Below are 25,878 nucleotides of genomic sequence, written 5' to 3'. Positions count from 1 at the left end.
CGACTATAAAGAGGAACGGATTATAGTTCCAATTTTTCTTTCATCTCTTTCTCCATATTTTGTACGGCTTCTTCCACCGTTTCTTGTCCGGCAATCGCCATGGAAACGTGACGTTGAATAATATCAGAGATTTCCGGATAGTTTGGTGCCACCGGACGAGAAACAGCTGCGTTTAACCCTTGAACAAATCCCTCATTAGCAAAGAATGGATTCGCTTCTAAAATTTCTTCGTCTTCGAATAGTTTAGGTAGTGTTGGTGCTAATCCACCGTAGATAGCAGAAATTTTTTGACCTTCAGGACCAGTCATGAATTTTACAAATTCCCAAGCTTCTTCTTTATGTTTGGAAAATTTGCTAATGGCGGTCATCCATCCACCAAGAGCCGCTGCTGATCCTGCGTCTCCTGCAGGAAGGGGAGCTACGCCAACTTTATCTACAATTTTTGATTGTTCTGGATCGTTTGCTAAAGCATATTGATATGGCCAGTTACGGATAAACGGAGATTGTCCTTCAATAAAAGCAGTATGTGATTCAGGCTCCGTAAAAGTTGTAATATTATCAGGCACAAACGAAGAATTAGCAATTTCAACTAATTTTTGAAGACCTTTAATCGTTTCTGGACTATTGACGACTACCTCACCTTTTTCGTTAATAATTTGACCACCATAAGAGGCGATGAATTCAACAGCGTTACATACTAACCCTTCATATTGTTTCGCTTGAAGTAAGTAACCGAATTTCGTTCCTTCTGCTCCTTGATATTTTTTCGCCGCTTCAATGAGTTCATCCCATGTTTTAGGCACTTCATCTTCAGAAATAATGTCTTTTCGATAGAATAATAGACCCGCATCGATAAATTTAGGCATCGCCCATTGTTTTCCATTAAAGTTCGCTGCGCTTAAAGCCCCTTGGTTATATTCGCTTAAGTCAATTCCGTCCCGTTGAATAAACACGTCAAGTGGTTGAACATAACCAGCTTGGGCAAATTCAGCTGGCCAAATTACATCTAAATCCATCACATCAATTTCGTCTGATTGGGCATTTAACATCGTTACATAAGCATCATGCTGTGCACCGGTATCTGAAGGCATTTCTCGGAATTCAACCTCAATATGAGGAAACTTCTGTTCAAACGCTTCAATAATTTTTTCTGTCGCTTTTGTCGCATCTTTTCCACGTGCATAGACAATCGTTACTTTTTCTTGTTCATTTGTCTCGTTTTGAGTTGTTTCTTCATTTTCGTTCGTGTTCGACGGTGAAGTTTGTTCATCTGTTTGATTTGTTGTTGAACTACATGCACCTAACATAAGAAGAAAAACGACGAGTAATGGTAAAAATTTTCTCACATCAATCCCCCCAATTGTTTTTTGTAAGATCGATTTCATATATAAAGGAGAAAAACTGATCACGATTTCTCCTTATCTATGAAACCGATTTCACATAAACGATATTTTTATTTTAGTCAAATTATTCTGAAAAATCAATTGGTATTTTCTAATTTTTCTCAAATTTCACTAACCGATTGGAATCAAAATAAAAAACGCTACGTCACCGTAAATCAGCAATGATTTACTGGTCACATAGCGCTTTTTAAACTGGCGTCCCAGGAGAGATTCGAACTCCCGACCGACGGCTTAGAAGGCCGTTGCTCTATCCAGCTGAGCTACTGGGACACAGTTTTTATTGTTCAAGACATTATTTATTATATGAATTCTGTTTCATAACGTCAATATATTTTTTATCATTTTAGGAGGGAAGCTGCTCCCTCCTTTATGTTAAAGAAAATTTTCTTTTTAGCTCACCTAGTTCTTCGTGATCATCGGTGAAAAAGCGAATGGTTAACGTGTTTTGATCACCTTCGATCAACGCATACGTTCTTTCTTTTCGACCTCTCGGAAGAAGAATGCTCCCAGGGTTTAAAAAGATGTGATTTCCAATTTTTTCAACCCCTAACTGATGCGAATGACCAAATAAGACAATGTGAGCTCCTTGTTCTTGTGCTTGATAATAAAGCTTCATTAACGTCGTCTTTATTTGATAAAGATGACCATGAGTTACTAAAAATTTACACCCGTTAATAGAATGTATCAACTCATTCGGAAAGCTTGTTTCGAAATCACAATTTCCTCTCACTGTAATGAATGGGGAAATCGCTGGATGCTCCTTTGAAAGTTCAGAATCCCCACAGTGGAACATGACGTCCACTTCGTTTTGATACCGTTCGGCAATTTCGGTTAATGTTTCTGTTGAGCCATGACTATCACTGACGACAATAACCTTCATTCGCCTTTTCCCCCAAACCATTTGTCCATTCGCTTTTTAAATTGCTGTAACGCATGCGCACGATGGCTTATTTTATTTTTTATTTCTGATGGAAGTTCAGCCATAGTACATTGTTTTTCAGGTACATAAAAAATTGGATCATAGCCGAAGCCGTTTGTACCCTTAGGTTGCTCCGTAATATATCCTTCACAAGTGCCATGGACGGTAAATTCTTCTCCTGAAGGAAAAACTACGGCTAGTGCACAACGAAAGCGAGCGGTCCGCTGTTCAAACGGCACACCTTTTAGTTCCCTTAGTACTTTTTCAATGTTTGCTTGATCGTCTTTTTGTTCTCCAGCATATCTTGCGGAGTAAACACCAGGTCTTCCGTCCAACGCATCCACTTCAAGTCCAGAATCATCCGCAATGACCGGCATGTTTAAGCGAGTGGCTACTTCCCTCGCTTTTATGAGCGCATTTTCTTCAAACGTCGTCCCTGTTTCCTGAATATCAATCGGTTCTTCTAAATCTAATAAAGTAAGTATATCGATTCCATACGCTTGGAACATTTGTTCAAATTCTTTGGCCTTCCCCCGATTGGCTGTGGCAATAATGACTTTTTCCACGATTATTCCACTTCCTTAGCTTTGTTCTCCTCAATTTTTACCGCAATGTCTCCTAATGTTTCTTTTTGAATTTGAATTAGTTGGCTAATCCCTTGTTGAGCGGCGTCTAACATTTGCTGTAGTTGAGCAAACGTAAACGTAGCTTCTTCGCCTGTACCTTGTAATTCAACAAATTCGCCTGCACCCGTCATTATGATATTCATATCTACTTCTGCTTGACTATCTTCTTCGTAATTTAAGTCTAAAACGACTCCTAATTCCTTTAACACCCCTACACTAGTAGCGGCTAAATAGTCCTTAATCGGAAATTTCTCTAATTCTTTTTCTTCTTGTAGCTTATGAAGAGCCATCGTCATGGCTACGAATGCTCCTGTAATCGAAGCCGTTCTTGTTCCGCCATCTGCTTGGATGACATCACAATCAATCCAAACTGTCCGTTCACCAATCGCTTCTAAATCAACTACCGCCCGTAACGCTCGACCAATAAGGCGCTGAATCTCCATCGTCCGTCCGGACACTTTTCCTTTGGAAGATTCCCGAACATTTCGTTGCTCTGTTGCTCTTGGTAACATGGAATATTCAGCCGTAATCCAGCCTTTTCCTTCCCCACGCATAAATGGTGGCACTCGGTCATCAATACTCGCTGTACAAATCACTTTTGTATCTCCAACCGTAATAAGTACACTTCCTTCTGGATGTTTTAAAAAATCGGCTTGTATATGTATCGGTCGTAATTCCAATGTTTGTCTACCATCAACACGCACGAACAAAATCCTCCTTCATTTAACAAGAAATAAGAGGTGGCTATTGGCCAACCTCTTTTCACCCTATTATAGTATATCAAAAAAATGAATTTCTTAAGCGCTTTTTCAAAAGTTTACTCGAAAAAGTCCCCGTTTTTTAAGGTCATCATCAATTAAAGACCAATGGTATTGACCGTGTCTGGTCGGCTGACAGGTTCGGATAGCGATTTACCTGTTTCCGTCAGTAAATCCCCTTGTCCATTCACCGTGACAACAACACTTTCAATTCCTTCGATTTCTGTTAATGAAAGAACAAGAGAATGGAGTAATTGCTCAGAAACGATTTGCTCACCAAATCCACCAAATAACGCTTCATTGAAGTTTAACGTTACTGTGCCATCTTGAATTTGTGGTTGTTCCACCAACTTTACATCAGGCAAAAACATTGTCACCAAATTCGTCGTTAACGGCGGCCCATTCACTAGTTCTTTAACAACTGCTTCTACAAGGTGACCTTTTCCACTCTCCACTCGTTTCGTCACAGGAACATAATAGAATTGATCCCCATTTTGGGCAAGGTAATAAACAGTAATCGGATTGGTATTCGTAATATCAACAATACCGGAAATATCTAAATTGATCCCGTCTTTTCGGCTCAATCCTTCTTCAGAAATCGGTGTTCCATTCACTGGCATTTCCGATAATGGTTGGCCATTCACCCGAAGTTCAATTTTATCAATGGAATCAAACTGGGTTAACGTCCATGTAATCGCCTGCAAAATTCGCTTTTCATCGTCTGGATGATAGTTCAGAAATTCTTTTGAAAAATCAACAATTGCTACTCCATCTTTAACGTCGACACTCATTTCAGTCCCTGCAGGTAATACTGGACGGAATCCATTTGGTAAAATATTCATGACAGGTCCATCATCGACTAAATATTCGAGCGCTTGGGCGGCCACTCCTTCTGTTTTGGGTAACGGAAGCGTCTGAGCTACGACTAATCCTTCTTCATTAATCAAATATAGTTCAGTCATTACCGTTTCGGTAGCCGACGTTTCTTCTTCGGTTGTTTCGTTTGCTTTGCTTTCTTCATCTAATGATTCTAATTCATCGACTTCTTCTAGATAGGAAACGTCCTGTGGTGGATCTAAACTTTCTTGGTCCCCGAACAATCCACAACCTGATGCCACTAATGAAAATAGAAGCACTAGGATGATTGTTGACACTTGTTTGGACATACTCATCCCTCCTAAGACTGTTTGTACTACATGTATACGAGCCTTTTATTAAATTAGACCGAAAAAAGACAATTACGATAAAAACAAAAAACCATCCATTTAGGATCGGATATCCTTTCCTAAATGAATGGTCGTAACATCAATATTGTTAATGTGTAACCAATCAGTAGCAATCTTTGCAAACAAAGGGGCTGACCCTGTGGTAAAAAATTGGTACGTTGGTGGTTCATCACTTTCGTTCAACATGCCATGGTACGATAAAATCGTACTTGCTTCACGTGCGGTTTCTTCCCCTGAGCTAATCACACTAACGTTCGGTCCCATATAATTTGAGATTAATGGGCCCAGTAAAGGGTAGTGAGTACACCCTAAAATTAACGTATCAATGGAGCTTCCTTTTAAAGGCATTAACGTTTCTGCAACAATTTTCTTAGCTATCGAACCTTGATATTCACCGCTTTCGACTAGCGGAACAAATTTTGGACAAGGAAGCGAAACGATTTTTACATTTCTGTTTATTTCTTTTAACGCGTGTACGTACGCCTTACTCCGAATGGTCCCTACCGTCCCGATGACGCCTATATGACCATTTTTCGTTGTTTTAAGAGCCGTTCTCGCTCCGGGATGAATGACACCAATGACTGGAATCGTTAATCGGGAACGTATTTCGTGTAAGGTAACCGCTGTAGCGGTATTACAAGCAATAATTAACATTTTAATTTGCTTGGATAATAAGTAATTGGTCATTTGCCAAGTAAAACGTTGTACTTCATGTACGGGGCGTGGACCGTATGGACACCTTGCCGTATCTCCCACGTACAATATAGATTCGTTTGGTAATTGACGCATCACTTCTTTGGCGACAGTTAATCCGCCAACACCTGAATCAATAATTCCTATTGGTTGTTTCAAGCATCTCGCCTCATTCTTCTCTCATTTCTTGATGTAGTTTACTTAAATTTTCTTTTAAACTTGTCACTTGATCTTCAGAAAAATGCTTCAATATATCGGCTAAATAACCTTGTCGCTTTTTAATCACTTCATCGATAATTCTTGCTCCTTCATCAAGAAGGTGAATACGTACAACACGACGATCGTTCTCATCTTTTACCCGTTTAACTAATGCATTTTTTTCCATACGATCGATTAAATCCGTCGTTGTACTGAACGCTAAATACATTTTATTGGATAATTCACCAATTGTCATATCTCCTTCTTCAAAAAGCCATTGTAGTGCCACAAATTGGGGTGGTGTAATTTTATAATGACTTAAAATTTCTCTTCCCTTTTGTTTAATAATCCCTGCTATGTAGCGTAAATCTTTTTCAATATCAGCTACTACCTCATGATTATGCTCTACCACCATCGAACAACTCCTATATCATCCTTCTCTCCAACTTTCTACTTGTCATTTTCTCTTTTTTTGAACAAAATTTCAAGAATAGTTGCGTAAAATATGTTAAATAACAAAACCGGCTCCCAAAAAGTAGAAGCCGGCTTATGTTATAATTTTAATTCTCCCATACGGAGAAGTTCCACGACAGCTTGTGAACGTCCCTTGACCCCAAGCTTTTGCATTGCATTTGAAATATGATTCCGAACCGTTTTTTCGCTAATGAACAACTCACTGGCTATTTCCTTAGTCGTTTTATCTTGAACTAACAGTTCGAAAACTTCTTTCTCTCTCTTTGTTAGTAAAGGTTTGTGTGCGTATTCATTGTCCTTCAACTATTATAACCCTCCTTGCCTTCGACAGCTTTGAACCGCGGGATGGGTATTGTCTTCGTCACGTTATCATATGAAAACTTTGCAATGAAAGTTACTACTGTAAAGGCGATTTGAGGGTTTTTCTTTAAATTGTGCTAATTCCCTATTTCACTGAGACAGAATTTACATGAAAAAATTTTTCTTTTTCTTTAGCAGTTAAAGGGACGCTCTTCCCTGTACGTCGTGAAATTTGAACAATCGTTCCCCTTCCAGTAAAACAAACCGTTCCATCTTCTTTTGTCCCTAAATAATGTAGATCAATTGATGAGGTACCTACCTTAGCGACTTTTACATAAATGCGCAACTGTTCATCAAAATACACTTGTCTGTGAAAATCGCATTGTAGGTCGGCAACGACAGGCATTTCTTCAATATCGGGGTCTAACCAACGATTCAAAAAGCCAAGATGCTTAAAAAACTCGATACGTGCGTCTTCAAAATAAACAAACGGGACGGTGTTATTTAAATGACCAAACAAATCTGTTTCCGAGAAGCGAACTTTGACACGATGAAAAAATTGAAATTCTTTTCTCCATTCTTCAAAGTTAGGAATGTACGAAATTTGTTTCATAGACTCCCTCCAAAATGAATGAATATTCATTCTTTTCTTATTATTATATCCTCTTTTTATCAAAAAAGGTACTATTTTTAACAACAAAAGCATTTGGCACTTGGTTCATTTAACGCATCGAACAAACAAAAAAAGAACCGAGAATACTCCCGGCTCTTTTTTACACGGTATAATCGCTTCCGAAAAATTTACGGAACATATGGAACGTCGTTTCGCGGTTCAGTGCAGCAATCGAAGTCGTTAATGGAATTCCTTTTGGACATGATTGCACGCAGTTTTGTGAGTTACCGCAGTTTGCTAGACCGCCATCACCCATAATTGCTTCCAAGCGTTCATCTTTATTCATTGCACCAGTTGGATGCGCATTGAATAAACGAACTTGCGAAAGAGGGGCTGGTCCAATAAAGTTGGATTTACTGTTTACGTTTGGACAAGCTTCTAAACATACCCCACAGGTCATGCATTTAGATAATTCGTACGCCCATTGACGTTTTTTCTCTGGCATACGCGGACCTGGTCCTAAGTCGTACGTACCGTCGATTGGAATCCATGCTTTTACTTTCTTTAACGAATCAAACATTCGACTACGATCTACTTGCAAATCACGAATCACCGGAAACGTACGCATTGGTTCTAAACGAATTGGTTGCTCTAATTGATCAACAAGCGCTGTACAAGATTGTCTTGGCTTCCCATTAATGACCATGGAACATGCACCACAAACTTCTTCTAAACAGTTCATATCCCATGTGACTGGTGTTGTTTTTTCCCCTTTCGCATTAACTGGATTTCTGCGAATCTCCATTAATGCGGAAATAACATTCATATTAGGACGATAAGGAATTTCAAACTCCTCTTCATAAGGGGCTGAGTCCGGATTGTCTTGACGAGTAATGATAAAACGGACAGTCTTTTTCTCACTCATCATTACTTTTCCCCTTTCTTTTTAGTATAGTCACGTTTCCGAGGAGGAATGAGTGAAACGTCAACATCTTCGTAATGGAATTCTGGTGCGTTTTTCTCTGGGTTGAACTTAGCCATTGTTGTTTTTAACCATTCCTCGTCGTTTCTGTCAGGGAATTCTGGTTTATAATGAGCACCACGACTTTCATTACGATTGTAAGCACCAATTGTAATTACACGTGCTAAATGAAGCATATTCTTTAATTGACGTGTAAACGTAGCACCTTGGTTACTCCATTTTGCAGTGTCGTTGATGTTGATGTTTTCCCAACGCTCCATTAATTCTTGAATTTTTTCATCCGTTTTTAATAGTTTGTCATTGTAACGAACAACCGTTACGTTATCTGTCATCCATTCACCAAGCTCTTTATGTAACAAGTAAGCATTTTCGTTACCATCTAATGAAAGAACTTGGTTCCATTTTTCTTCTTCATGTTTACGATACGTATCATATAGAGAAGAAGGCATAGCATCTGCACTTTTCTCAAGACCACGAATATACTCTACAGCTTTCGGTCCAGCGACCATACCACCGTAAATGGCAGAAAGTAAGGAGTTTGCTCCTAGACGGTTAGCTCCATGTTGTGAATAATCACATTCACCGGCTGCGAACAATCCTGGAATATTCGTTTGTTGATCGTAGTCAACCCATAATCCACCCATTGAATAATGAACAGCTGGGAAGATTTTCATCGGCACTTTTCGTGGGTCATCCCCCATAAACTTTTCATAAATTTCAATAATTCCACCAAGCTTAACATCTAATTCTTTTGGATCTTTATGGGATAGGTCAAGATAAACCATGTTTTCCCCGTTAATACCCAGCTTTAAGTCTACACATACATGGAAAATTTCACGTGTCGCAATATCACGCGGTACGAGGTTTCCGTAAGCAGGATATTTTTCCTCTAAGAAATACCATGGCTTTCCGTCTTTGTATGTCCAAACACGACCACCTTCACCACGAGCAGACTCACTCATGAGACGAAGTTTGTCGTCCCCTGGAATGGCTGTTGGGTGAATTTGGATAAACTCACCGTTAGCGTAGTACGCTCCTTGCTGATATACAATAGAAGCTGCTGAACCAGTATTAATAACCGAATTCGTTGATTTACCGAAAATAATACCAGGTCCACCAGTCGCCATAATAACCGCATCAGCTGGGAACGAATGAATTTCCATATTGGTTAAGTTTTGCGCAACAATACCACGAGTAACTCCAGCGTCATCAAGAACAACGCCTAAAAATTCCCACCCTTCATACTTTGTAACAAGACCAGCCACTTCATGACGACGAACTTGTTCATCTAGTGCGTAAAGAAGCTGTTGACCTGTTGTTGCCCCAGCATACGCCGTCCGGTGGTGTTGGGTACCTCCGAAGCGACGGAAATCGAGCAATCCTTCTGGAGTACGGTTAAACATAACTCCCATACGGTCTAATAGATGAATGATACCAGGGGCTGCTTCACACATTGCTTTTACTGGAGGTTGGTTTGCTAAGAAATCCCCACCGTATACGGTATCGTCAAAGTGCTCCCAAGGAGAGTCTCCTTCCCCTTTTGTGTTCACTGCACCGTTAATTCCACCTTGTGCACATACAGAGTGAGAACGCTTTACAGGTACTAATGAGAACAACTCGACCGGCGTTCCTGTTTCTGCAATTTTAATTGTTGCCATCAAGCCAGCTAATCCGCCACCGACGACGATGACTTTGCCTTTTTTCATCCGTGACTCACTCCTTTTCCAACGAAAGTCCGAATTGCATCAAAACCGATAATCTATCATACAAATGCGAAGATAGCGCGAATTCCTACCCAAGATAAAGCTATGAAAATACCTAATGTAACATATGTAGCAATCATTTGGGAACGAGGAGAAATAGTGATTCCCCAGCTAACTAAGAATGACCATAATCCATTTGCAAAATGGAAAACAGTTGAAACAACTCCAACTACATAAAATGCTATCATCCCTGGGGTCGATAAAATGTTTTCCATCATTTCAAAGTTTACATCTTGTCCAAACGCTGCTGCTACGCGAGTCTCCCAAACGTGCCATGTAACAAAAATTAATGTAATAACGCCTGTAATACGTTGTAAGAAGAACATCCAGTTACGGAAAAATCCGTAATTACCGATATTGTTTTTTGCGGTAAAGGCAATGTATAAACCATAGACCGCATGATATAAAAGTGGTAAGAAAATAACGAAAATTTCTAATGCATAGCGAAATGGAAGACTTTCCATGAAATGAGCAGCTTCGTTAAAAGCTTCTTCACCACGCGTAGCAAAGTGGTTCACTACTAAGTGTTGCGTTAAAAACACCCCTACTGGAATTACACCTAGCAATGAATGCAACCTACGATTGTAAAATTCACGATTTCCAGCCATGAATTACCCCCCTTAAGATGAAACTGGCAACGACTGCTCCTTTCCTCCAGTTGCACCGTTTCAAATTTTTTAACAATAATGTGACATGTTCATTTTACTCCCATCAGTTGGAAGCGTCAAGAAAACGTATACATGAATTCGACTATATTTTCAAATTTTTTTAAATTACAAACCATTTTCATTTAACTATTGTCAAATAATGTATGAACTTAATCATTTACTTCCCACTATCATAAACTAGCAAAACCGTTTATAATTTATTAGGATAGAAAGAGGGGAAACATTGAATGAGCTCAAATGAAATGAAACACATCCATGAAGAACAATTACCTGTTTTTGGTTATGAATTAATAAGAGATTTTGTTTTACCAGATTTATTAGGACAAGAAGCTGACGGCATTTTATATTGGGCTGGCAAAAATATCGCTCGAAAGTTTCCATTAACGTCCATTGAAGAAATAGTAACGTTTTTTGAAGAAGCCGGCTGGGGACAGTTGTCCATTATTTATGAAAAAAAAGATGAGTTATTATTTGAGCTATCCGGGTCTATTGTCAAACGTCGTTTAGAAATCAACAAAGAAAACAGTTTTAAAATTGAAGCTGGATTTCTCGCCCAACAAATTCAATCGCAAAAAAAAGCCATTGCTGAAACCTTTGAAGAAAAATTATTGAGTAAGCAAAAAGTCCGTTTTACCGTTCGTTGGGACCGAAAAGATGTAACGGATGATTGAGTATCGTTAAGGAGCTGACATTCCACCGCTTTTAAGCGAGGATGTCAGCTTTCTTTGTTATAAAGCGGCTATTGTTTCTTCTACTTTATCCAGACCGAATGCTTCATGTAAAATCTCGGCTGCACGTATCATTTCCTTCTGATCTACTACGACGGAAACTTTTATTTCAGATGTCGAAACCATTTTAATTTGAATGCCGTTTTGGGCTAAAACATCAAACATTTTGGCGGCTACACCAGGGTTAGAAATCATTCCTGAACCGACAATAGATACTTTCGCTAATCCACTTTCCGCTTCCATTTTTTCAAATCCTAATGAAGATTGATGTTCATTCAATACTGCCAACGTTTCTCTCACGTCTTCGTCTTTTACTGAGAAAGAAAGGTTCGTTGTATTTTCATCCGTTTGCACTTGAATAATGATGTCGACATTGATATGGTGATTGGCCAATGTTGTAAAAATGGATGAAAGAGAGGTTATTTGGTTCGTTAGTCCATGAACGGTTATTCTTGTAATTTCTTTTTCAAAAGCTACTCCACGTACAATTAAATTCGATTCCATCGTATTTACCTCCTCGATATATGTTCCGTCAACTTGTTCCATACTTGAGCGAACCGTCAATGGTACACGATAATTTTTCGCAAACTCGACGGCTCGTGGATGAAGAACCCCTGCTCCTAAATTCGCCAGCTCTAACATTTCGTCATAAGATATCGCTTTTAACTGGCGAGCTGCTTTCACATACCTTGGATCAGATGTATATACTCCCGTTACGTCGGTGTAAATATCGCATCGTTCAGCAGATAAACTAGCGGCTAAGGCAACAGCAGTCGTATCCGAACCTCCCCGACCTAATGTCGTAATCGCCCCTTCAGAAGTGATACCTTGAAATCCAGCAACGACGACAATATTTCCTTCATTCAAGGCGTTGAGGATGGGTTCTGTTGTAATATGAGTAATTCTTGCGTTTCCGTGAACCGCTTCCGTTTGAATTCCTGCTTGCCAACCGGTATACGAAACGGCTTTGTACCCTAACTCATGAAGAGCCATCGTTAACAAAGCAATGGTTACTTGTTCACCTGTTGAAAGGAGCATATCCAATTCTCGCTTATTTGGATATGTACTAATTTCCTTAGCTAAGGAAACTAATTGATCGGTTGTTTTTCCCATCGCTGACACTACGACGACAACGTCATTGCCCCGTTCCTTCTCTTCAATTACCCTTTGAGCGACATGACGAATTCGTTCCGTTGAACCTACAGACGTACCACCAAATTTTTGTACGATGATTCCCATACACAATCCCTTCTTTCATTTACTTTAAAATAAAACAAAAACAGGTAAGAGAACTATTCTCCTACCTGTGCTTCCTAACAAAAACGATAATAATGAAAACACAAGTGAGATAGCTCTCCAAGATGATACCATCTTGACAGTCCTACATTTCTTAAACGCAGAACCAGCAGAAAAAGAAATGAGTCTTTTTCCACTTCGGCGAACTCCCCTTTCAAAGCATTTCCTCGAAGCTCATTCTTCTCCATGCTTCTACTCTTGAAGTTCGCACCTCTATCTTCACTGTTCCCTTTATAAAATTTTCATCATTATAACACATAAAAAAATATTTAATCAATTCATTTTTTGAAGTTCATCAAATAGGTTTTTTGCTACGTTATGAGGAATACCAATTTGTACAAAATCTTCTACGGTAGCTTCCTTCATTTTTTTCAGTGAGCCGAAGTGACGTAATAACAGTTTTTTCCGCTTTGATCCTATTCCAGGGATTTCATCTAATTTGGATTGAAACGACGTTTTTCCACGCAGCTGTCGGTGAAAGGAAATCGCAAATCGATGAACCTCGTCTTGAATACGCTGCAATAAATAAAATTCTTGACTGTTTCGATCTAATGGGACAACTTCTAGCGGTTCTCCGAAAATGACGTCAGATGTACGATGCTTCTCATCTTTTACTAGTCCAGCCACCGGAATGGATAAATTTAATTCGTTCGTCAACACATCCCGGGCCGCTTCTACCTGTCCTTTTCCTCCATCGATGACGATTAAGTCGGGTAAAGGAAGTCCCTCTTTTAATACACGCTGATACCTTCTACGAATCACTTCGCGCATCGAATCATAATCATCTGGTCCTTTTACCGTTTTAATTTTATATTTCCGATATTCTTTTTTCGCTGGACGTCCATCAATAAATACGACCATCGCTGATACGGCATCCGTACCTTGAATGTTAGAATTATCAAACGCCTCGATGCGATGGGGTGTATAGATGTTTAACTGTTCTCCGAGCCGTTCTACTGCTTTAATGGTTCGCTCTTCATCCCGTTCAATTAGAGAAAATTTCTCTTTTAACGAAATTTCAGCGTTTTTTGTTGCTAAATCAACGAGTTCTTTCTTTTGTCCCCGCTTCGGTTTGACAACTTTTACATCTAACAGTCTACTAGCTAGCTCTCCATCCACAGTTTGCGGCAAAAAGATCTCTTTTGGTTTGATATGATGGGCACGTGAATAAAATTGCCCGAGAAACGTTAAAAATTCTTCCTCTGGTTCATCGTAAATCGGAAACATAGATACATCCCGTTGAATCAGTTTTCCCCCACGAACAAAAAAGACTTGGACACACATCCATCCTTTATCAACGGCAAATCCAAATACATCGCGATCGGTAAAATCATTCATTGTTATTTTTTGTTTTTCCATCACCGCTTCAATATGAGCGATTTGGTCTCGGTATTCTTTCGCCCGCTCAAATTCCAATTGCTCCGATGCTTCGTACATTTTTTGTTGTAGCTGCTCTTTTATTTCTTTGTAACCACCATTTAAAAAGCGGGTAATTTCATCCGTAATACGTTTATATTCCTCACTCTCGACCGGTTTCACACATGGGGCTAAACATTGCCCCAAATGATAATACAAACATACGCGATCCGGTAAATTCGAACATTTTCTTAACGGATACAAGCGGTCGAGTAGCTTTTTCGTTTCGTTGGCTGCCCCAGCATTTGGATAAGGTCCAAAATATTTTCCTCCATCTTTTTTTACTTTACGAGTCGTTATTAAGCGCGGATGTTTTTCATTTGTCAATTTAATATAAGGGTAGCTTTTATCGTCCTTTAACATAACGTTATATTTAGGATCATACTTTTTGATTAAGTTCATTTCCAAAATTAAAGCCTCAATATCGGACGAAGTAACGATATATTCAAAGTCTTCAATTTCATTGACGAGCCGTTGTGTTTTTGCATCATGACTACCGGTAAAGTACGAACGGACACGATTTTTTAACACTTTCGCTTTTCCGACATAGATGATAATCCCTTGCCGATCTTTCATTAAATAACATCCAGGTTGGTCAGGAAGAAGGGCTAGCTTCTGCTTTAATCGTTCATTCATCGTCCTCACCTCCAGGTACCCATTCGTACAAAACAATATAATGATATACAGGGTCTAAAATAGGGTCAGTTTCAAATGCTTTCATCTTCTTTACTTTACCATTCACGTCGATACCTTGGGTAACAAAACCCTCAAGTACTTTATTCGTTAAGATGATCCTTTCTTTTTCTTTACCTTTTATGTCGTGCAGAAATGAATTAAAAGACTGTAACCTTTTATGATGAAATGGCGCCTTCATATAGTCAAACACACGCGTTTCTTCCCATGTATAAACGACTATATCACCTTCAAGAGACGTAAGGTATTCATATGCTTGCACCACTGGTGGTACTTCATGTTTTTGCTCGTTTAACCAATACTCGCCAACGGACATTTGTCCTAACATTAAGGTAACGATAAGAATGTATCCAATTATACGTTTGGAAACAATATGCAAACATAACCACCAATACGTTAACGAAAGAAGCGGAAGTAAATGCCTTGTTTTTTCGATGTTTTGTCCAAAAAAAGACCAACATCCATAAGTGATGATCATGATAAGCAACAAAAATGGCATTCGGATGCGTCGACCTTTTCGAAAAAAATCACCTAAAAAAATAAGAATGACAACAATATGAAAAATAAGAAGCCAAGTTGAGTGGGATGAAAAACCTTCCCATAACCAATTGGAAATAAAGTAGCGAAACATCCGTTCTCCAAATAACAACGATTCGGTTGGATTCCCGCGGCCCCATTCGTTAAAATGGCCGTGAATAAAACTACTACCAATCGAGAGGAGGGAATAAATTCCACCGACATTTTTCACCACTGGAACAACCCACAACATTTGACCTAGGATAAAGAGGCTAATAGACATCAACATTCCATTTTTTCTTTGCTTGGCATCTTGCATCCATAACCATACGAGTCCAATACCAAATGGCGCATACGATAGGCGTATTCCCATTAATAAAGAAAAAAAGAGAATCGGTAACAATCGTTGATACGAAGTAGTCGATTGGTATGCCTGTAACAAGGAGTAAATATACCACCAAAGGACGCCAAGTGCTGCTCCGTCCGACATCGGCTGTGCTGCGACAATCCAACTATAGCTGAGAGATTGGGTAACCGTCATTACAACAAATGAAGGAAAAGGAGGAAGGTAATGGCACGACAGGCGATAAATCGGAAAGGACGCTGTTAACAAGACAAACCAATTAAACAGTGCTAATCCTTCCGAAGGGGTATTTACCAAACGTGAAAAGAGCATCCCCCCAAGAATAAAAAACGGATACCCTGGAAAATGCGGTTGCATCGATAGCACATCATATTCGTTGATCCCTAGCGTATAATCCACTTCATCCCATGTGGAAGGAAGGTGATCTAAATATTGAAGACGCCAAAAAAATAAAAAACCAAGTAAGCCAGTGACCACCCACCATAGGACACCATTCGTGCGCATGATCATCTATCCTTTAACATTTTTTTCGTGAAGAAAAGACCCGCAACAGGTTGCGAGTCTTTTTGAAAAGAGGGAACTAGCTTTAAACATTAATTGAATCAATGTTTTTCATTTCTTTTTGATTATTTTCTTTCGTATTTTTTTTGAGGTTGGCCAGAACTGTCATTGGATTTTTTATTTTACCATCATTAATGAGTTTCATCCATAAAAGAACAAATAGGAAATATAACCAATAAGCGAGTAACTGCTCTAAAGATGGGTTATGGCTATAGCCAAACATAGCGCTCATAAATAATCCTACTTGGCCACTAATCAGCACTTCTTTTCCAGTATCCCGCTCATAATGCATTTCATCTTGGACGTGCTCTGGCATAAACTCAATGATGTTGTACACTGGTTTCGGTCGCCCATCTGCGTTTGTATAGAACGATCCCATAACGCCCAAGTCTTGCAAAATACCAATTCCTTGGACAAGTAATCCAGCCGCAATAAACATAATGAGTAAGCCAGTCACATTAAAGAATGTTTTTAATGAAAATCTCATCGTACCGGAGAAAAATAAATATCCTAAAATTAAGGCCATTAACAAACCACTTAACGCTCCAAAGCTTTGAAAGACTTTCGTTACTTCTCCACCGCTAATCGCTGCGAAGAAAAAGACCGTTTCGACTCCTTCTCGAACAACAATTAAGTACGAGTGAATAATCATGGCAGAAATACTACCTGCGGTAAGAGCCGCGTTAATTTTTTTCTCCATTTCGGTGTTTATGCCCTTAGATTGCTTTTTCATCCATAGCACCATGTGAGAGAGTAAAAAAACAGAAGCAAACATAATGGACACTTTTAAATAAATTTCCGAACCGAAACTAGCAAACCCTGTGAACACGACTTGAAACAATAAAGCAACTAAAAAACTGGTAAGCAATGCTAAAAAGACTCCGACAAATACCCATTTTTTATATCTATCTGCATTTAAACGTGTTAAATAAGATAAAATGAGTCCCACAATTAAAATTGCTTCTAACGATTCACGTAACGTGATGAGAAACGCTTGAAAGTCCATACATTCTTCCCACCTTTTCAAGTTCCATTAGGACTTTTGACGTCGTTTATTCCAAACAATTAAACCGATAAACACGAGAACTAAAATTCCCGTAAAATATACCCAAAACGTCGATGAGCCTTCTTCCCCAAATCCTTTGAGAAAATCTAAGTTTTCCTCTGTTAAGTGACGATCATCATCCATTTCAGAGACGATTGGGAACAAAGGTCGTAAAGTTTCAATAATTTCGTTAACGCGCTCGTCAAATGTATCCCGGTCACTTTCTTTACTACCTATTCCGAAAAGCCCTGGATTTCCAAGCGCTTCTAAAGCGACATCAAAGTCGGCATATATATCGTTCACCACATCTTCTTTCCCTTGTTCTAATAATATCGGTTCAAGGACCGTAAACGTACCACGTGCTTTCGCTAATAATAATTTTGCTTGACCATAATCGTCAAATTGTTCTTGAGCAAAATGAAGGCGACGCTCAATGTTTAAGCGCATAGCAGCCTGCCAGCTTTTTAATAGAAGGTCGGCATCTTTTTTCTCTAACGCCTGTTCAATGTCTGGCTGAGTGTTCGTAAAGTATAAATCAAATTCTTTTTTGTATGTCTCATAAACGGTTTTTACACTTTGCCAATCGTCATTCTCTACATATTTTTCAAGCTCTTTATAGGCTTCTGCCATCGGTTCTTCCCCTGGATTCCCATAGGAGTATGCATAAGCCGACCTTGGAAGTATATGATTGAGAATGAATATTAATATTAAAATATAAAAAATTGAACGTTTTAGCATCTTTCCTATCCTCCTACATTGATAATGATAATAATTATCAACGAAGATGTCAATGTACTTTCTGTGACAAATCTGAATTTTCTTCGTCCAATGTTATCACATGCGCATTTGAATCAATCGGTACCTTTTCCACCCTTCTGCGCATCTCTTTCCAAACTGCTGGCAATACATTCGTTATATACGCCTTAAATTTGATAAAAGACTCTCCTGTAGTCCGGACATGATAGTGAATTGGGATTTCTTTTACACGAAATCCTTTTCGAACAAGATTTAATGTTAACACTTGGGCGTAATTATAATCATGTATAATTTCTCCATGTTGTAACGCTTGCTTAGAAAACGCTCTCATTCCCGACTGTCCATCGTATATCCATGTTCGTAACAACAACGATTGTAAAAACGTAAAGCAATAATTGCCTACCCGCCGATGGAGCTTCATCCCTTTAATGGTCCCTAAAAAGCGGGATCCCATAACATAATCGGCTTCTCCTCGAAAAATCGGATCAAGTATGTCAGGGATTTGCTCGGGTGGATATTCCCCATCAGCGTCAATCATCACACCAATGTCACCACCCATAAATAAACACTCCTTCAGCCCACGGCGAACTGCAGCTCCTAACCCTTGATTCGTTTCCAACTGCACGATTCGGTCGGCCCCAGCTTGTTTTGCAACTTCAACGGTTCGGTCCTTCGATCCATCATCAATCACTAACACTTTAACATCCACAAGCGGATGAATATGACGAGGGATGCGACGAATCACATCCCCAATCGATTGTTCTTCATTATAAGCGGGTAAAAATACGATTACGGTTTGCCTCTTCATTTGCTGCATCCTTTCTCTTAAACGCCTCTACTAATACCGGACCTCTTGCATGGCTAGGAAACGGCGCGCCAAGTAGATAAGAAATGGTAGAAGCTAATGAAACTAAACTATGCTTTTTATCCACCTTTACGCCTTTACGAATACTTGGTCCGTACATAATAAACGGAACATAGCGTTCCCCTTCATCTAAATGGCCATGCCCACCAATGCCATCTGCTTGACCGTGGTCAGCGCAAATAATGTACGTAATATTTTCTTCCCCCCACCGTTCGTTCAACCAATGATAAAAGTCATGAATGAGTTCGTCTGCCTCACTAATTTTTTGTAAGTACTCATCGTAAAACACTCCGCGTGAATGTCCAGTTTGATCTGTACCAATTAATTGAACAACGAGTAGATCAGGATTCTGTTCGGTAACTATTTGGCGAGCTCTATTCATAATATTCTTATCCGCGACATCATTATGCATTACCGCTGTCACGGTTTCCACATCCTCGCCCATCGCATCCACTAGATGAGCAATTCCTAGTAACCGCCCTTTTTTTCCGACTTTTCGTAACGAATCGAAAATGCTTTCCACTTTGATGCCTAATTTCCATACCATATTTGAACGAATGCCGTGTTCAAATGGATATGTCCCTGTAAACATCGATGAAAAGCAGACGACCGTTCGTGCCGGATATACCGTTTCCATATTCGTAAATTCGGTTCCTTCTTGTTTCAAACGATCTAAAAACGGAGTATGAGCTGCCTCAAATCGATCTTTTCTCATTCCATCGACCACAATAACAACGACTTTTTCTGTTTGCACACTCGGTTGATCGATAGCCGTTGGCTTTTCCGTGAATGACGTATACGGTGTCGGTTTCCAATCAAATAAATAATGGTGTAACACCCATGCGAAAAGTAATATCGCTACGTAAAAAAAGATGAATCCCACAAACGATAATGGTTCCCCTTGAGCTGTGACCTCATATCCATAGTCCCATACGGAAAGTAATAGGAAAATTTTCGGTAATTGTTCTTGGGCGTTTCCACTCGTTGAATCACTATTTTTCAACACAAGCTTCCAAAATCGAGTAAAGTTTAACCACGAAGTACCGATTCGTAAGTGGTAATATAACGTCCCCCAAAAAAAGACGGTAAAGAAAAAATAAAGAGCCATTCCTAAAAGTAATAGCGACACGTTCGTATAACCCCAAATAATTAAAAACGAAAATAACGGAATCCAAAGATAATTTCGTAAAAATAACGGAAAATCGTACAAATAATAAATGACAAATAAAGGTAAAGTAAGCAGAAATCCGGTTAGCATTTCAGCCGATTGGAATAAGTCCTTCCAATGAAAAATCACCATAACGCCCGTTACAAAAATCGGCGTAAACGGCTTTCCTTCGTTTAATAAATTCCAACAACGAGCGGCAATTTTTTCAAAACGCGATGCTTTTTTCATGACTTTTTCCTCCCTCGAATCCATTGATGGACCGTTTTCCAAGAAAGTGGATAGCGAATCCATCCCCAGATACCGACTGTAAATGAAAACACATATTTAATACTATGACTAACGATACCAACCGTAATGGCGTCTTCCCAACCTATCCCCATACGGGACAAACTAAAGGCCATAACCGTTTCGTAATTTCCAAATCCCCCTGGAGTGATTTGAAATAATTGACCGATAATCGTAAAACTATTCACCCAAATTGATAGAAAAGGATACCATTCGTTCAATACGAGAAAAATAGAAAAGAAAGCGATTCCCGCTTCACAAATCCAACTGAAAAACGTTAGACCAAAAATGCTCCATGCATGTCGAATAGACCAAAACATCTTCAAGTTTGAAAACCTTGCCAACCACTTTCTTATATTTTTTGAGAAGAGCAAAATCAATATGCCTATCCCTGTTCCAATCAGAAAGACGATGATTCCTACTTTCTTAGCTAATATGAGTATACCGACACCAACAAGGATAAAGAGCGATAATAAATCTAATAGTCGTAAAAAAATGACGGTTGTAAGTGCTTGTTTTAAGGAGACATGTTCTTCTCGCTCATAAAGGAGATACGATCGGACGACATCCCCTACTTTGATTGGTAGCACGTGATTGAAAAACAAGCTATACCATAAACCGTATAAACAAGTAAAAAAAGAAACAGGGACGGGAAGCAATAGTTTCCACGCCCACGCTTTCAAATAAAACGAAAATGCGTACAATAATACAACACTTAGAAGAAAAACGGGGTGTTGAAACACAGTCCGTATCGCTTCCCTAATCTGGTCCCATTGAATGTCAGGAACAATATAAAAAATAAAGACAAAAAGAATGAGTCCCCCGATTCCTTTTTTCCAATGCTTTTTACAGTAAGTGTATATTTGCTTTAGCCCATTCAATGGTCTTCTCCAATCCTTCTTGAAACGTTGTTTTTGGCATGTACATCAAATGTTGTTGTGCTTTTTCAATGTTCGCCCACGTTTGCTGAACATCCCCAGCTCTTTTTTCCATTTGTTCAACCATCATCGATGGAAAATGAATTTGTAATAAACGAACAACATCCGTCATTGATACCGGTTGACCATTTCCAATATTAAACACGGTTTCATTTCCTTGATAGTCCATCACAGCTTCCACAGCATTGACGACATCGTCAATATACGTGAAATCTCTTTTTTGGCTCGTTCCGAACAATGTAATCTTTTCACCAGAAAGAATTTGCTTTAAAAATTTCGCAATGGCCATGTCGGGGCGTCCCCAAGGACCATATACCGTAAACAAACGTAAGATCGTTAATCGAAATTGGTACAAGTTCGCGTACACGTGACAAAACGATTCGGCTCCCCATTTCGCAGCTGCATAAGGGGAAATCACGTGACCGTTAGCTTCTTCTTCCTTCTTTGGACCGACAACTCCTAAATTTCCATATACAGAGGAAGAAGAGGAAAAAATTACATGCCGGACACCAACTTTCCCAGACGCTTCCAATATGTTGATGGTTGCTTTGATATCATAGTCCACGTATTGTAACGGTTCTTTTAATGAATAACTAACCCCGGGTAATGCAGCTAGGTGAATCACGACATCTGGCTTCTCTTGTTGTACGATACGAAAAGTTTCTTCACGGTTCAATAAATTCGTAGGATAAAAACGAAACGGTGACACACTACGTATCACCTGTAAATGTTGTTTTTTCCGCTCTTCCGAGTAATAAGAATCTAGGCAATCTATGACAATCATCTCGACACCTTTTCGAAGGAGTCGTTGTACGACATGCATACCGATAAATCCTGCTCCTCCGGTGACAAGTACTTTCATGCTCGTTCACGTCCTGTTTCAGTTCTCTTCGCCCATTGTAGCACATTTGTCCGAAACTCACATTATCGGCCTTTTCTCCATATGAAAAAAGCCGCAACATCGCGGCTTTTTCATTAAGAAAGTAATTCATCTACGATTTGTAAAATGGCTTTGCTATGTGTGTTTGCTTCTTCTTTAGAGCCTGCTTCAACAGCTTTATACCACTCTTCTGCATGTTGGAAAGCTTCTTGAGCTTTTTCTTCCCCTAGTATGTCCTTTAACGGCATCTCTAACATTTTTAAGAACATATTTCCTTCAAGGGCTTCAACACGAGCTTCAGTTATCACACCTTCATCAAGAGCAGCCGGTACTTTACCGTGATAACCTTTAACTTTCCCAGAAATTGCACGGATAAATAGTTTATTCACTTCATCAGCATTAATAGTACTTGGTTGAGTTTTGTCTAAAGAGAACAATTCATCAAGCTTCATCGCTGCTTCTTCATCTCCAGAAGAAAGGGAACCTTTAATCGCTTGATAGAATCCGTACGCTTCTGCTTGCATAATTTTTAACTCTGCTTCGTCTGTTCCTTCTTCTATACCTTTAGCAATCTTTTCAGCATAAGAATTAACTGCTAAATAGTAGCTTTTGTAAATAGATTTATCCGTTATTTGTAAATAAACTGCAAAGTCATCCGCGTTTTCATTTGCTAATGCTTCTTCTTGTAGGGCAACACCGTTTTGAATGTTTTCGACTAAGCTGCTTTCACCTTGTAATTCATAATAGTTATCACGCTTTTCAGCCGTTGGAATAAATACTTCATTGATTAAATGTTTGATTTGTTCGAATGTATGCTTAGCTTCCTCGAATTTTTGTTCATTCGTTAGAGCTACTGCTTCTTTTTGTAAGCTTTTTTGTTTTTGATAAAAATAAGATTGTGTCACTTTATCAATTAATTGACGTGCAATGTTTTCATCTACTTTTCCATTTGTTCCTGCAGAAATTGCTGCTTGAATCGTTGTGTCAAGATCACCATTTATCGCATTCACATTTGGCTGAAGATCAGATTGGTACGTATTTAAAACAAAATCCCAATCAACTTCTTGACCTTCTTTCATTTTCTCTAATTCTGCTTTCATTTCTTTATAAGCCGTTACTTCTTGGTCAATGGATAATGATTCTTCTGACTGCGCTTGCTCATGTTCGTTAGCTTGTTCAGTTTGTTCAGTAGGTTCATTTTGTTTGCTTGGTTCTTCACCATTACAAGCGGCTAATACTGCACTTGCCGCAATAAAGCTCATAAAAATTCGTTTTAACTCACGTTTTTTCATCACTGAATGCCTCCTATGTATCGATAACATATGTTGTTGATAATGATTATCATTCCCTTGATTATTATATCGATAATGATTCTCAATGTCAAACAATTTTTTTAAGGAATAGACAAAAATTAACCCCCGAACAATCGGGGGTTTAATTTTCTTACATATGTTTGTTTAATAATTCAACTAATGCTTCTTTCGGTTGGTAACCGATCACTTTGTCTACCACTTCACCGTCTTTCATTACGAATAGGGTAGGAATGCTCATGACACCAAATTTACCTGCAGTTTCTTGGTTTTCATCTACGTTCACTTTTACGACTTTTACTTTATCGCCCATTTCTGCGTCAATCTCATCAAGAACAGGGGAAATCATTTTACAAGGTCCACACCATGGAGCCCAAAAGTCCACTAAAACAAGTCCTTGATTTGTATCTGTTGTAAAGCTTTGATCAGTCGCATGTACAATTGCCATTATAAAATACCTCCTACATTAAAAAATTCTACGGAAAGTATACCACTGATTACCTTAAGATGCTAACAATTTGTCTCGAATGTAATTTACCCTACATTTTTTTATGTATGCACAATGACGGATTCTTGGAACCCAAAAAAAGAGGGCTCCATTTATGAGCCCTCTTTGTAAATTAGGAAGAGGCGACTTTTAATTTTTTAAATTCTTCCGTTAGCATCGGAACAACTTCAAATAAGTCACCGACAATTCCGTAATCAGCTACTTTAAAAATGTTTGCTTCTGGATCTTTATTAATCGCGACAATGACTTTTGAGTTGGACATTCCGGCTAAGTGCTGAATTGCACCTGAAATACCACAAGCAATGTACAAATCTGGAGTAACGACTTTTCCTGTTTGTCCAATTTGTAGCGAGTAGTCACAATAGTCTGCATCGCAAGCACCACGGGAAGCACCAACAGCTCCACCTAAAACTTTTGCTAGCTCTTTTAATGGCTCAAATCCTTCGGAGCTTTTTACTCCACGACCACCTGCGACAATCACTTTCGCTTCGGATAAATCAACACCTTCTGCCGTTTTTCGTACAACTTCTTTAATAATGGTCCGTAAATCTTTAATCTCCACTGATATAGAAATGATATCCCCACTACGAGATTCGTCTTTTTCGAGCGGTGTAATGTTGTTTGGACGAACCGTCGCAAAAATAAGACCATCTTTCACTACTTTTTTCTCGAACGCTTTTCCGGAATAAATTGGGCGAGTGAAAACAACTTCACCGTCTACTACTTCTAATGCAACGGCATCTGAAATTAACCCAACGCCTAATTTACTTGCAATCTTCGGAGACAAATCCTTACCGAGTGCCGTGTGGCCAAAGACAATTCCTTCAGGCTTTTCTTGATCAATTACAGCCATCACCGCTTGCGAAAATCCGTCAGAAGTATATTGCTTTAATTTCTCGTCTTCGACAACAACGACCCGGTCCGCTCCGTATTGAATCAATTCTTGCCCTAATGACTTAACCGCATCTCCGATTAATACGCCGACAACTTCTCCATCGTCGGCAATCGTTTTTGCGGCTGCAATCGCTTCAAATGAAACGTTACGTAATGATCCGTCACGTACCTCTCCTAACACTAACACTTTCTTTCCCATTGTGTTACCTCCTGCGCTTTTAGTTTCACCCGATTAAATCACTTTTGCTTCTGTATGAAGAAGGTGTACAAGCTCTTTTACTTGGTCTTCTAATTCACCTTCTAAAATTTTTCCAGCTTCTTTTGCTTTCGGTAAGAATATTTCAACCGTTTTCGTTTTCGCTTCTACATCGTCTTCATCTAAATCTAAATCGTCTAGTTCTAATACTTCGAGCGGCTTTTTCTTCGCCTTCATAATGCCTGGTAGAGAAGGGTAACGAGGTTCATTTAACCCTTGTTGTGCCGTTACAAGAAGTGGCAATGATGTTTCAATCACTTCGGAGTCCCCTTCTACATCCCGAATAATAGAAACCTCTTTACCATTAATATCAATGCTTGTAATTGTCGTTACATATGGAATGCCTAACAATTCCGCCACCCGTGGTCCAACTTGGCCTGAGCCGCCGTCAATCGCCACATTCCCGGCAAGAATTAAATCGATTTCTTTATCTTTTAAATATTCGTATAAAATTTTCGCTGTTGTAAATTGGTCGCTTTCTTCCACATCATCTTCAATGTTAATAAGTACAGCTTTATCAGCCCCCATCGCTAAGGCAGTTCGAAGTTGTTTTTCGCTTTCTTCATTTCCAACCGTCACAACTGTTACTTCACCACCATGTTTGTCACGAAGCTGAATCGCTTCTTCAACCGCGTATTCATCGTAAGGGTTGATGATGAATTCTGCTCCATCTTCAACAATTACTCCATTTGAAATCGTGATTTTTTCTTCCGTATCAAACGTTCTTTTTAGAAGAACATAGATGTTCATAACGAAACCTCCCGATTTTCGATATT

General features: G+C 39.1%; 26 protein-coding genes and 1 tRNA gene. 1 reads left to right on the top strand and 26 read right to left on the bottom strand.

The annotated features are described in order from the left end of the window. Positions 1–20: 20 nt before the first annotated feature. The 13 genes from H0Z31_07640 to H0Z31_07580 all read right to left on the bottom strand — a co-directional run bounded on the left by H0Z31_07640 (position 21) and on the right by H0Z31_07580 (position 10,563). Positions 21–1,307 carry an ABC transporter substrate-binding protein gene (locus tag H0Z31_07640; protein MBO8177309.1) on the bottom strand — a complete coding sequence of 429 codons (1,287 nt, stop codon included), beginning with the start codon at positions 1,305–1,307 and terminating at the stop codon, positions 21–23. A gap of 289 nt (positions 1,308–1,596) precedes the next feature. Further along, a tRNA-Arg gene (locus H0Z31_07635) sits at positions 1,597–1,673 on the bottom strand. Positions 1,674–1,770: 97 nt separating this feature from the next. Continuing rightward, complete coding sequence (locus tag H0Z31_07630) at positions 1,771–2,283, bottom strand: metallophosphoesterase (protein MBO8177308.1); 513 nt, start codon at positions 2,281–2,283, stop codon at positions 1,771–1,773. Then, positions 2,280–2,888 carry an XTP/dITP diphosphatase gene (locus H0Z31_07625; protein ID MBO8177307.1) on the bottom strand — a complete coding sequence of 203 codons (609 nt, stop codon included), beginning with the start codon at positions 2,886–2,888 and terminating at the stop codon, positions 2,280–2,282. Before H0Z31_07625 ends, H0Z31_07630 begins: the two co-directional genes overlap by 4 nt. 2 nt (positions 2,889–2,890) lie before the next feature. After that, entirely contained in the window at positions 2,891–3,652 is a 762-nt protein-coding gene (gene rph / locus H0Z31_07620; protein MBO8177306.1) for a ribonuclease PH, read from the bottom strand. Positions 3,653–3,804: 152 nt separating this feature from the next. After that, entirely contained in the window at positions 3,805–4,878 is a 1,074-nt protein-coding gene (locus H0Z31_07615; GenBank protein ID MBO8177305.1) for a GerMN domain-containing protein, read from the bottom strand. A 93-nt stretch (positions 4,879–4,971) separates the two neighbouring features. Next, a complete protein-coding gene (gene racE, locus H0Z31_07610; GenBank protein MBO8177304.1) occupies positions 4,972–5,784 on the bottom strand; it encodes a glutamate racemase in 813 nt (270 codons plus the stop codon). A gap of 10 nt (positions 5,785–5,794) precedes the next feature. Next, a complete protein-coding gene (locus H0Z31_07605) occupies positions 5,795–6,238 on the bottom strand; it encodes a MarR family transcriptional regulator (protein ID MBO8177303.1) in 444 nt (147 codons plus the stop codon). A 137-nt stretch (positions 6,239–6,375) separates the two neighbouring features. Beyond that, positions 6,376–6,600 (bottom strand): response regulator transcription factor, encoded by a 225-nt coding sequence (locus tag H0Z31_07600; GenBank protein ID MBO8177302.1) that lies wholly within the window; start codon positions 6,598–6,600, stop codon positions 6,376–6,378. Positions 6,601–6,742: 142 nt separating this feature from the next. Next, entirely contained in the window at positions 6,743–7,210 is a 468-nt protein-coding gene (locus tag H0Z31_07595) for an acyl-CoA thioesterase (GenBank protein MBO8177301.1), read from the bottom strand. Between the two features lie 160 nt (positions 7,211–7,370). Next, positions 7,371–8,135 (bottom strand): succinate dehydrogenase iron-sulfur subunit, encoded by a 765-nt coding sequence (sdhB, locus tag H0Z31_07590; GenBank protein ID MBO8177300.1) that lies wholly within the window; start codon positions 8,133–8,135, stop codon positions 7,371–7,373. A 2-nt stretch (positions 8,136–8,137) separates the two neighbouring features. Then, positions 8,138–9,898, bottom strand: coding sequence for a succinate dehydrogenase flavoprotein subunit (gene sdhA, locus H0Z31_07585; protein MBO8177299.1), 1,761 nt, complete (start codon positions 9,896–9,898; stop codon positions 8,138–8,140). A gap of 56 nt (positions 9,899–9,954) precedes the next feature. Continuing rightward, positions 9,955–10,563, bottom strand: a complete 609-nt coding sequence (locus H0Z31_07580) for a succinate dehydrogenase cytochrome b558 subunit (GenBank protein ID MBO8177298.1) — start codon at positions 10,561–10,563, stop codon at positions 9,955–9,957. A gap of 287 nt (positions 10,564–10,850) precedes the next feature. Here H0Z31_07580 and H0Z31_07575 point away from each other — a divergent pair, with 287 nt between their 5' ends. After that, on the top strand, positions 10,851–11,294 hold the full coding sequence (locus tag H0Z31_07575; protein ID MBO8177297.1) for a YslB family protein: 444 nt from the start codon (positions 10,851–10,853) through the stop codon (positions 11,292–11,294). A 57-nt stretch (positions 11,295–11,351) separates the two neighbouring features. Here the strand turns inward: H0Z31_07575 and H0Z31_07570 are convergent, their stop codons facing one another. From H0Z31_07570 to H0Z31_07510, 13 genes are all read right to left on the bottom strand, one after another. Further along, the gene (locus tag H0Z31_07570; GenBank protein MBO8177296.1) at positions 11,352–12,590 is read right to left on the bottom strand and encodes an aspartate kinase; all 1,239 of its coding nucleotides are present in this window, start codon (positions 12,588–12,590) and stop codon (positions 11,352–11,354) included. Positions 12,591–12,920: 330 nt separating this feature from the next. Next, entirely contained in the window at positions 12,921–14,699 is a 1,779-nt protein-coding gene (gene uvrC, locus H0Z31_07565; GenBank protein ID MBO8177295.1) for an excinuclease ABC subunit UvrC, read from the bottom strand. Next, entirely contained in the window at positions 14,692–16,140 is a 1,449-nt protein-coding gene (locus tag H0Z31_07560; protein MBO8177294.1) for a hypothetical protein, read from the bottom strand. Before H0Z31_07560 ends, uvrC begins: the two co-directional genes overlap by 8 nt. An 82-nt stretch (positions 16,141–16,222) precedes the next feature. After that, complete coding sequence (locus H0Z31_07555) at positions 16,223–17,203, bottom strand: FTR1 family protein (protein MBO8177293.1); 981 nt, start codon at positions 17,201–17,203, stop codon at positions 16,223–16,225. Between the two features lie 27 nt (positions 17,204–17,230). Beyond that, entirely contained in the window at positions 17,231–17,980 is a 750-nt protein-coding gene (locus tag H0Z31_07550; protein MBO8177292.1) for a hypothetical protein, read from the bottom strand. Positions 17,981–18,029: 49 nt separating this feature from the next. Beyond that, a complete protein-coding gene (locus H0Z31_07545; protein MBO8177291.1) occupies positions 18,030–18,806 on the bottom strand; it encodes a glycosyltransferase family 2 protein in 777 nt (258 codons plus the stop codon). Beyond that, positions 18,766–20,259, bottom strand: a complete 1,494-nt coding sequence (locus tag H0Z31_07540; protein ID MBO8177290.1) for an alkaline phosphatase family protein — start codon at positions 20,257–20,259, stop codon at positions 18,766–18,768. The genes H0Z31_07545 and H0Z31_07540 overlap by 41 nt, the downstream gene beginning before the upstream one ends. Next, complete coding sequence (locus tag H0Z31_07535; GenBank protein ID MBO8177289.1) at positions 20,256–21,197, bottom strand: flippase-like domain-containing protein; 942 nt, start codon at positions 21,195–21,197, stop codon at positions 20,256–20,258. Before H0Z31_07535 ends, H0Z31_07540 begins: the two co-directional genes overlap by 4 nt. Next, a complete protein-coding gene (locus H0Z31_07530) occupies positions 21,163–22,116 on the bottom strand; it encodes an NAD-dependent epimerase/dehydratase family protein (GenBank protein ID MBO8177288.1) in 954 nt (317 codons plus the stop codon). The genes H0Z31_07535 and H0Z31_07530 overlap by 35 nt, the downstream gene beginning before the upstream one ends. Before the next feature lie 113 nt (positions 22,117–22,229). After that, positions 22,230–23,426, bottom strand: a complete 1,197-nt coding sequence (locus H0Z31_07525; protein ID MBO8177287.1) for a hypothetical protein — start codon at positions 23,424–23,426, stop codon at positions 22,230–22,232. 151 nt (positions 23,427–23,577) lie between these two features. Next, positions 23,578–23,892, bottom strand: coding sequence for a thioredoxin (trxA, locus tag H0Z31_07520; protein ID MBO8177286.1), 315 nt, complete (start codon positions 23,890–23,892; stop codon positions 23,578–23,580). Positions 23,893–24,064: 172 nt separating this feature from the next. Next, on the bottom strand, positions 24,065–25,045 hold the full coding sequence (locus H0Z31_07515; protein ID MBO8177285.1) for an electron transfer flavoprotein subunit alpha/FixB family protein: 981 nt from the start codon (positions 25,043–25,045) through the stop codon (positions 24,065–24,067). Between the two features lie 33 nt (positions 25,046–25,078). Next, on the bottom strand, positions 25,079–25,852 hold the full coding sequence (locus H0Z31_07510; protein ID MBO8177284.1) for an electron transfer flavoprotein subunit beta/FixA family protein: 774 nt from the start codon (positions 25,850–25,852) through the stop codon (positions 25,079–25,081). Positions 25,853–25,878: the final 26 nt, after the last annotated feature.

This window comes from Bacillus sp. (in: firmicutes), assembly GCA_017656295.1.
Taxonomy (GTDB): Bacteria; Bacillota; Bacilli; order Bacillales; family JACDOC01; genus JACDOC01.
The sequence above is the reverse complement of the archived record's forward strand: the minus strand, read 5'-3'. Positions and strand labels throughout refer to the sequence as shown.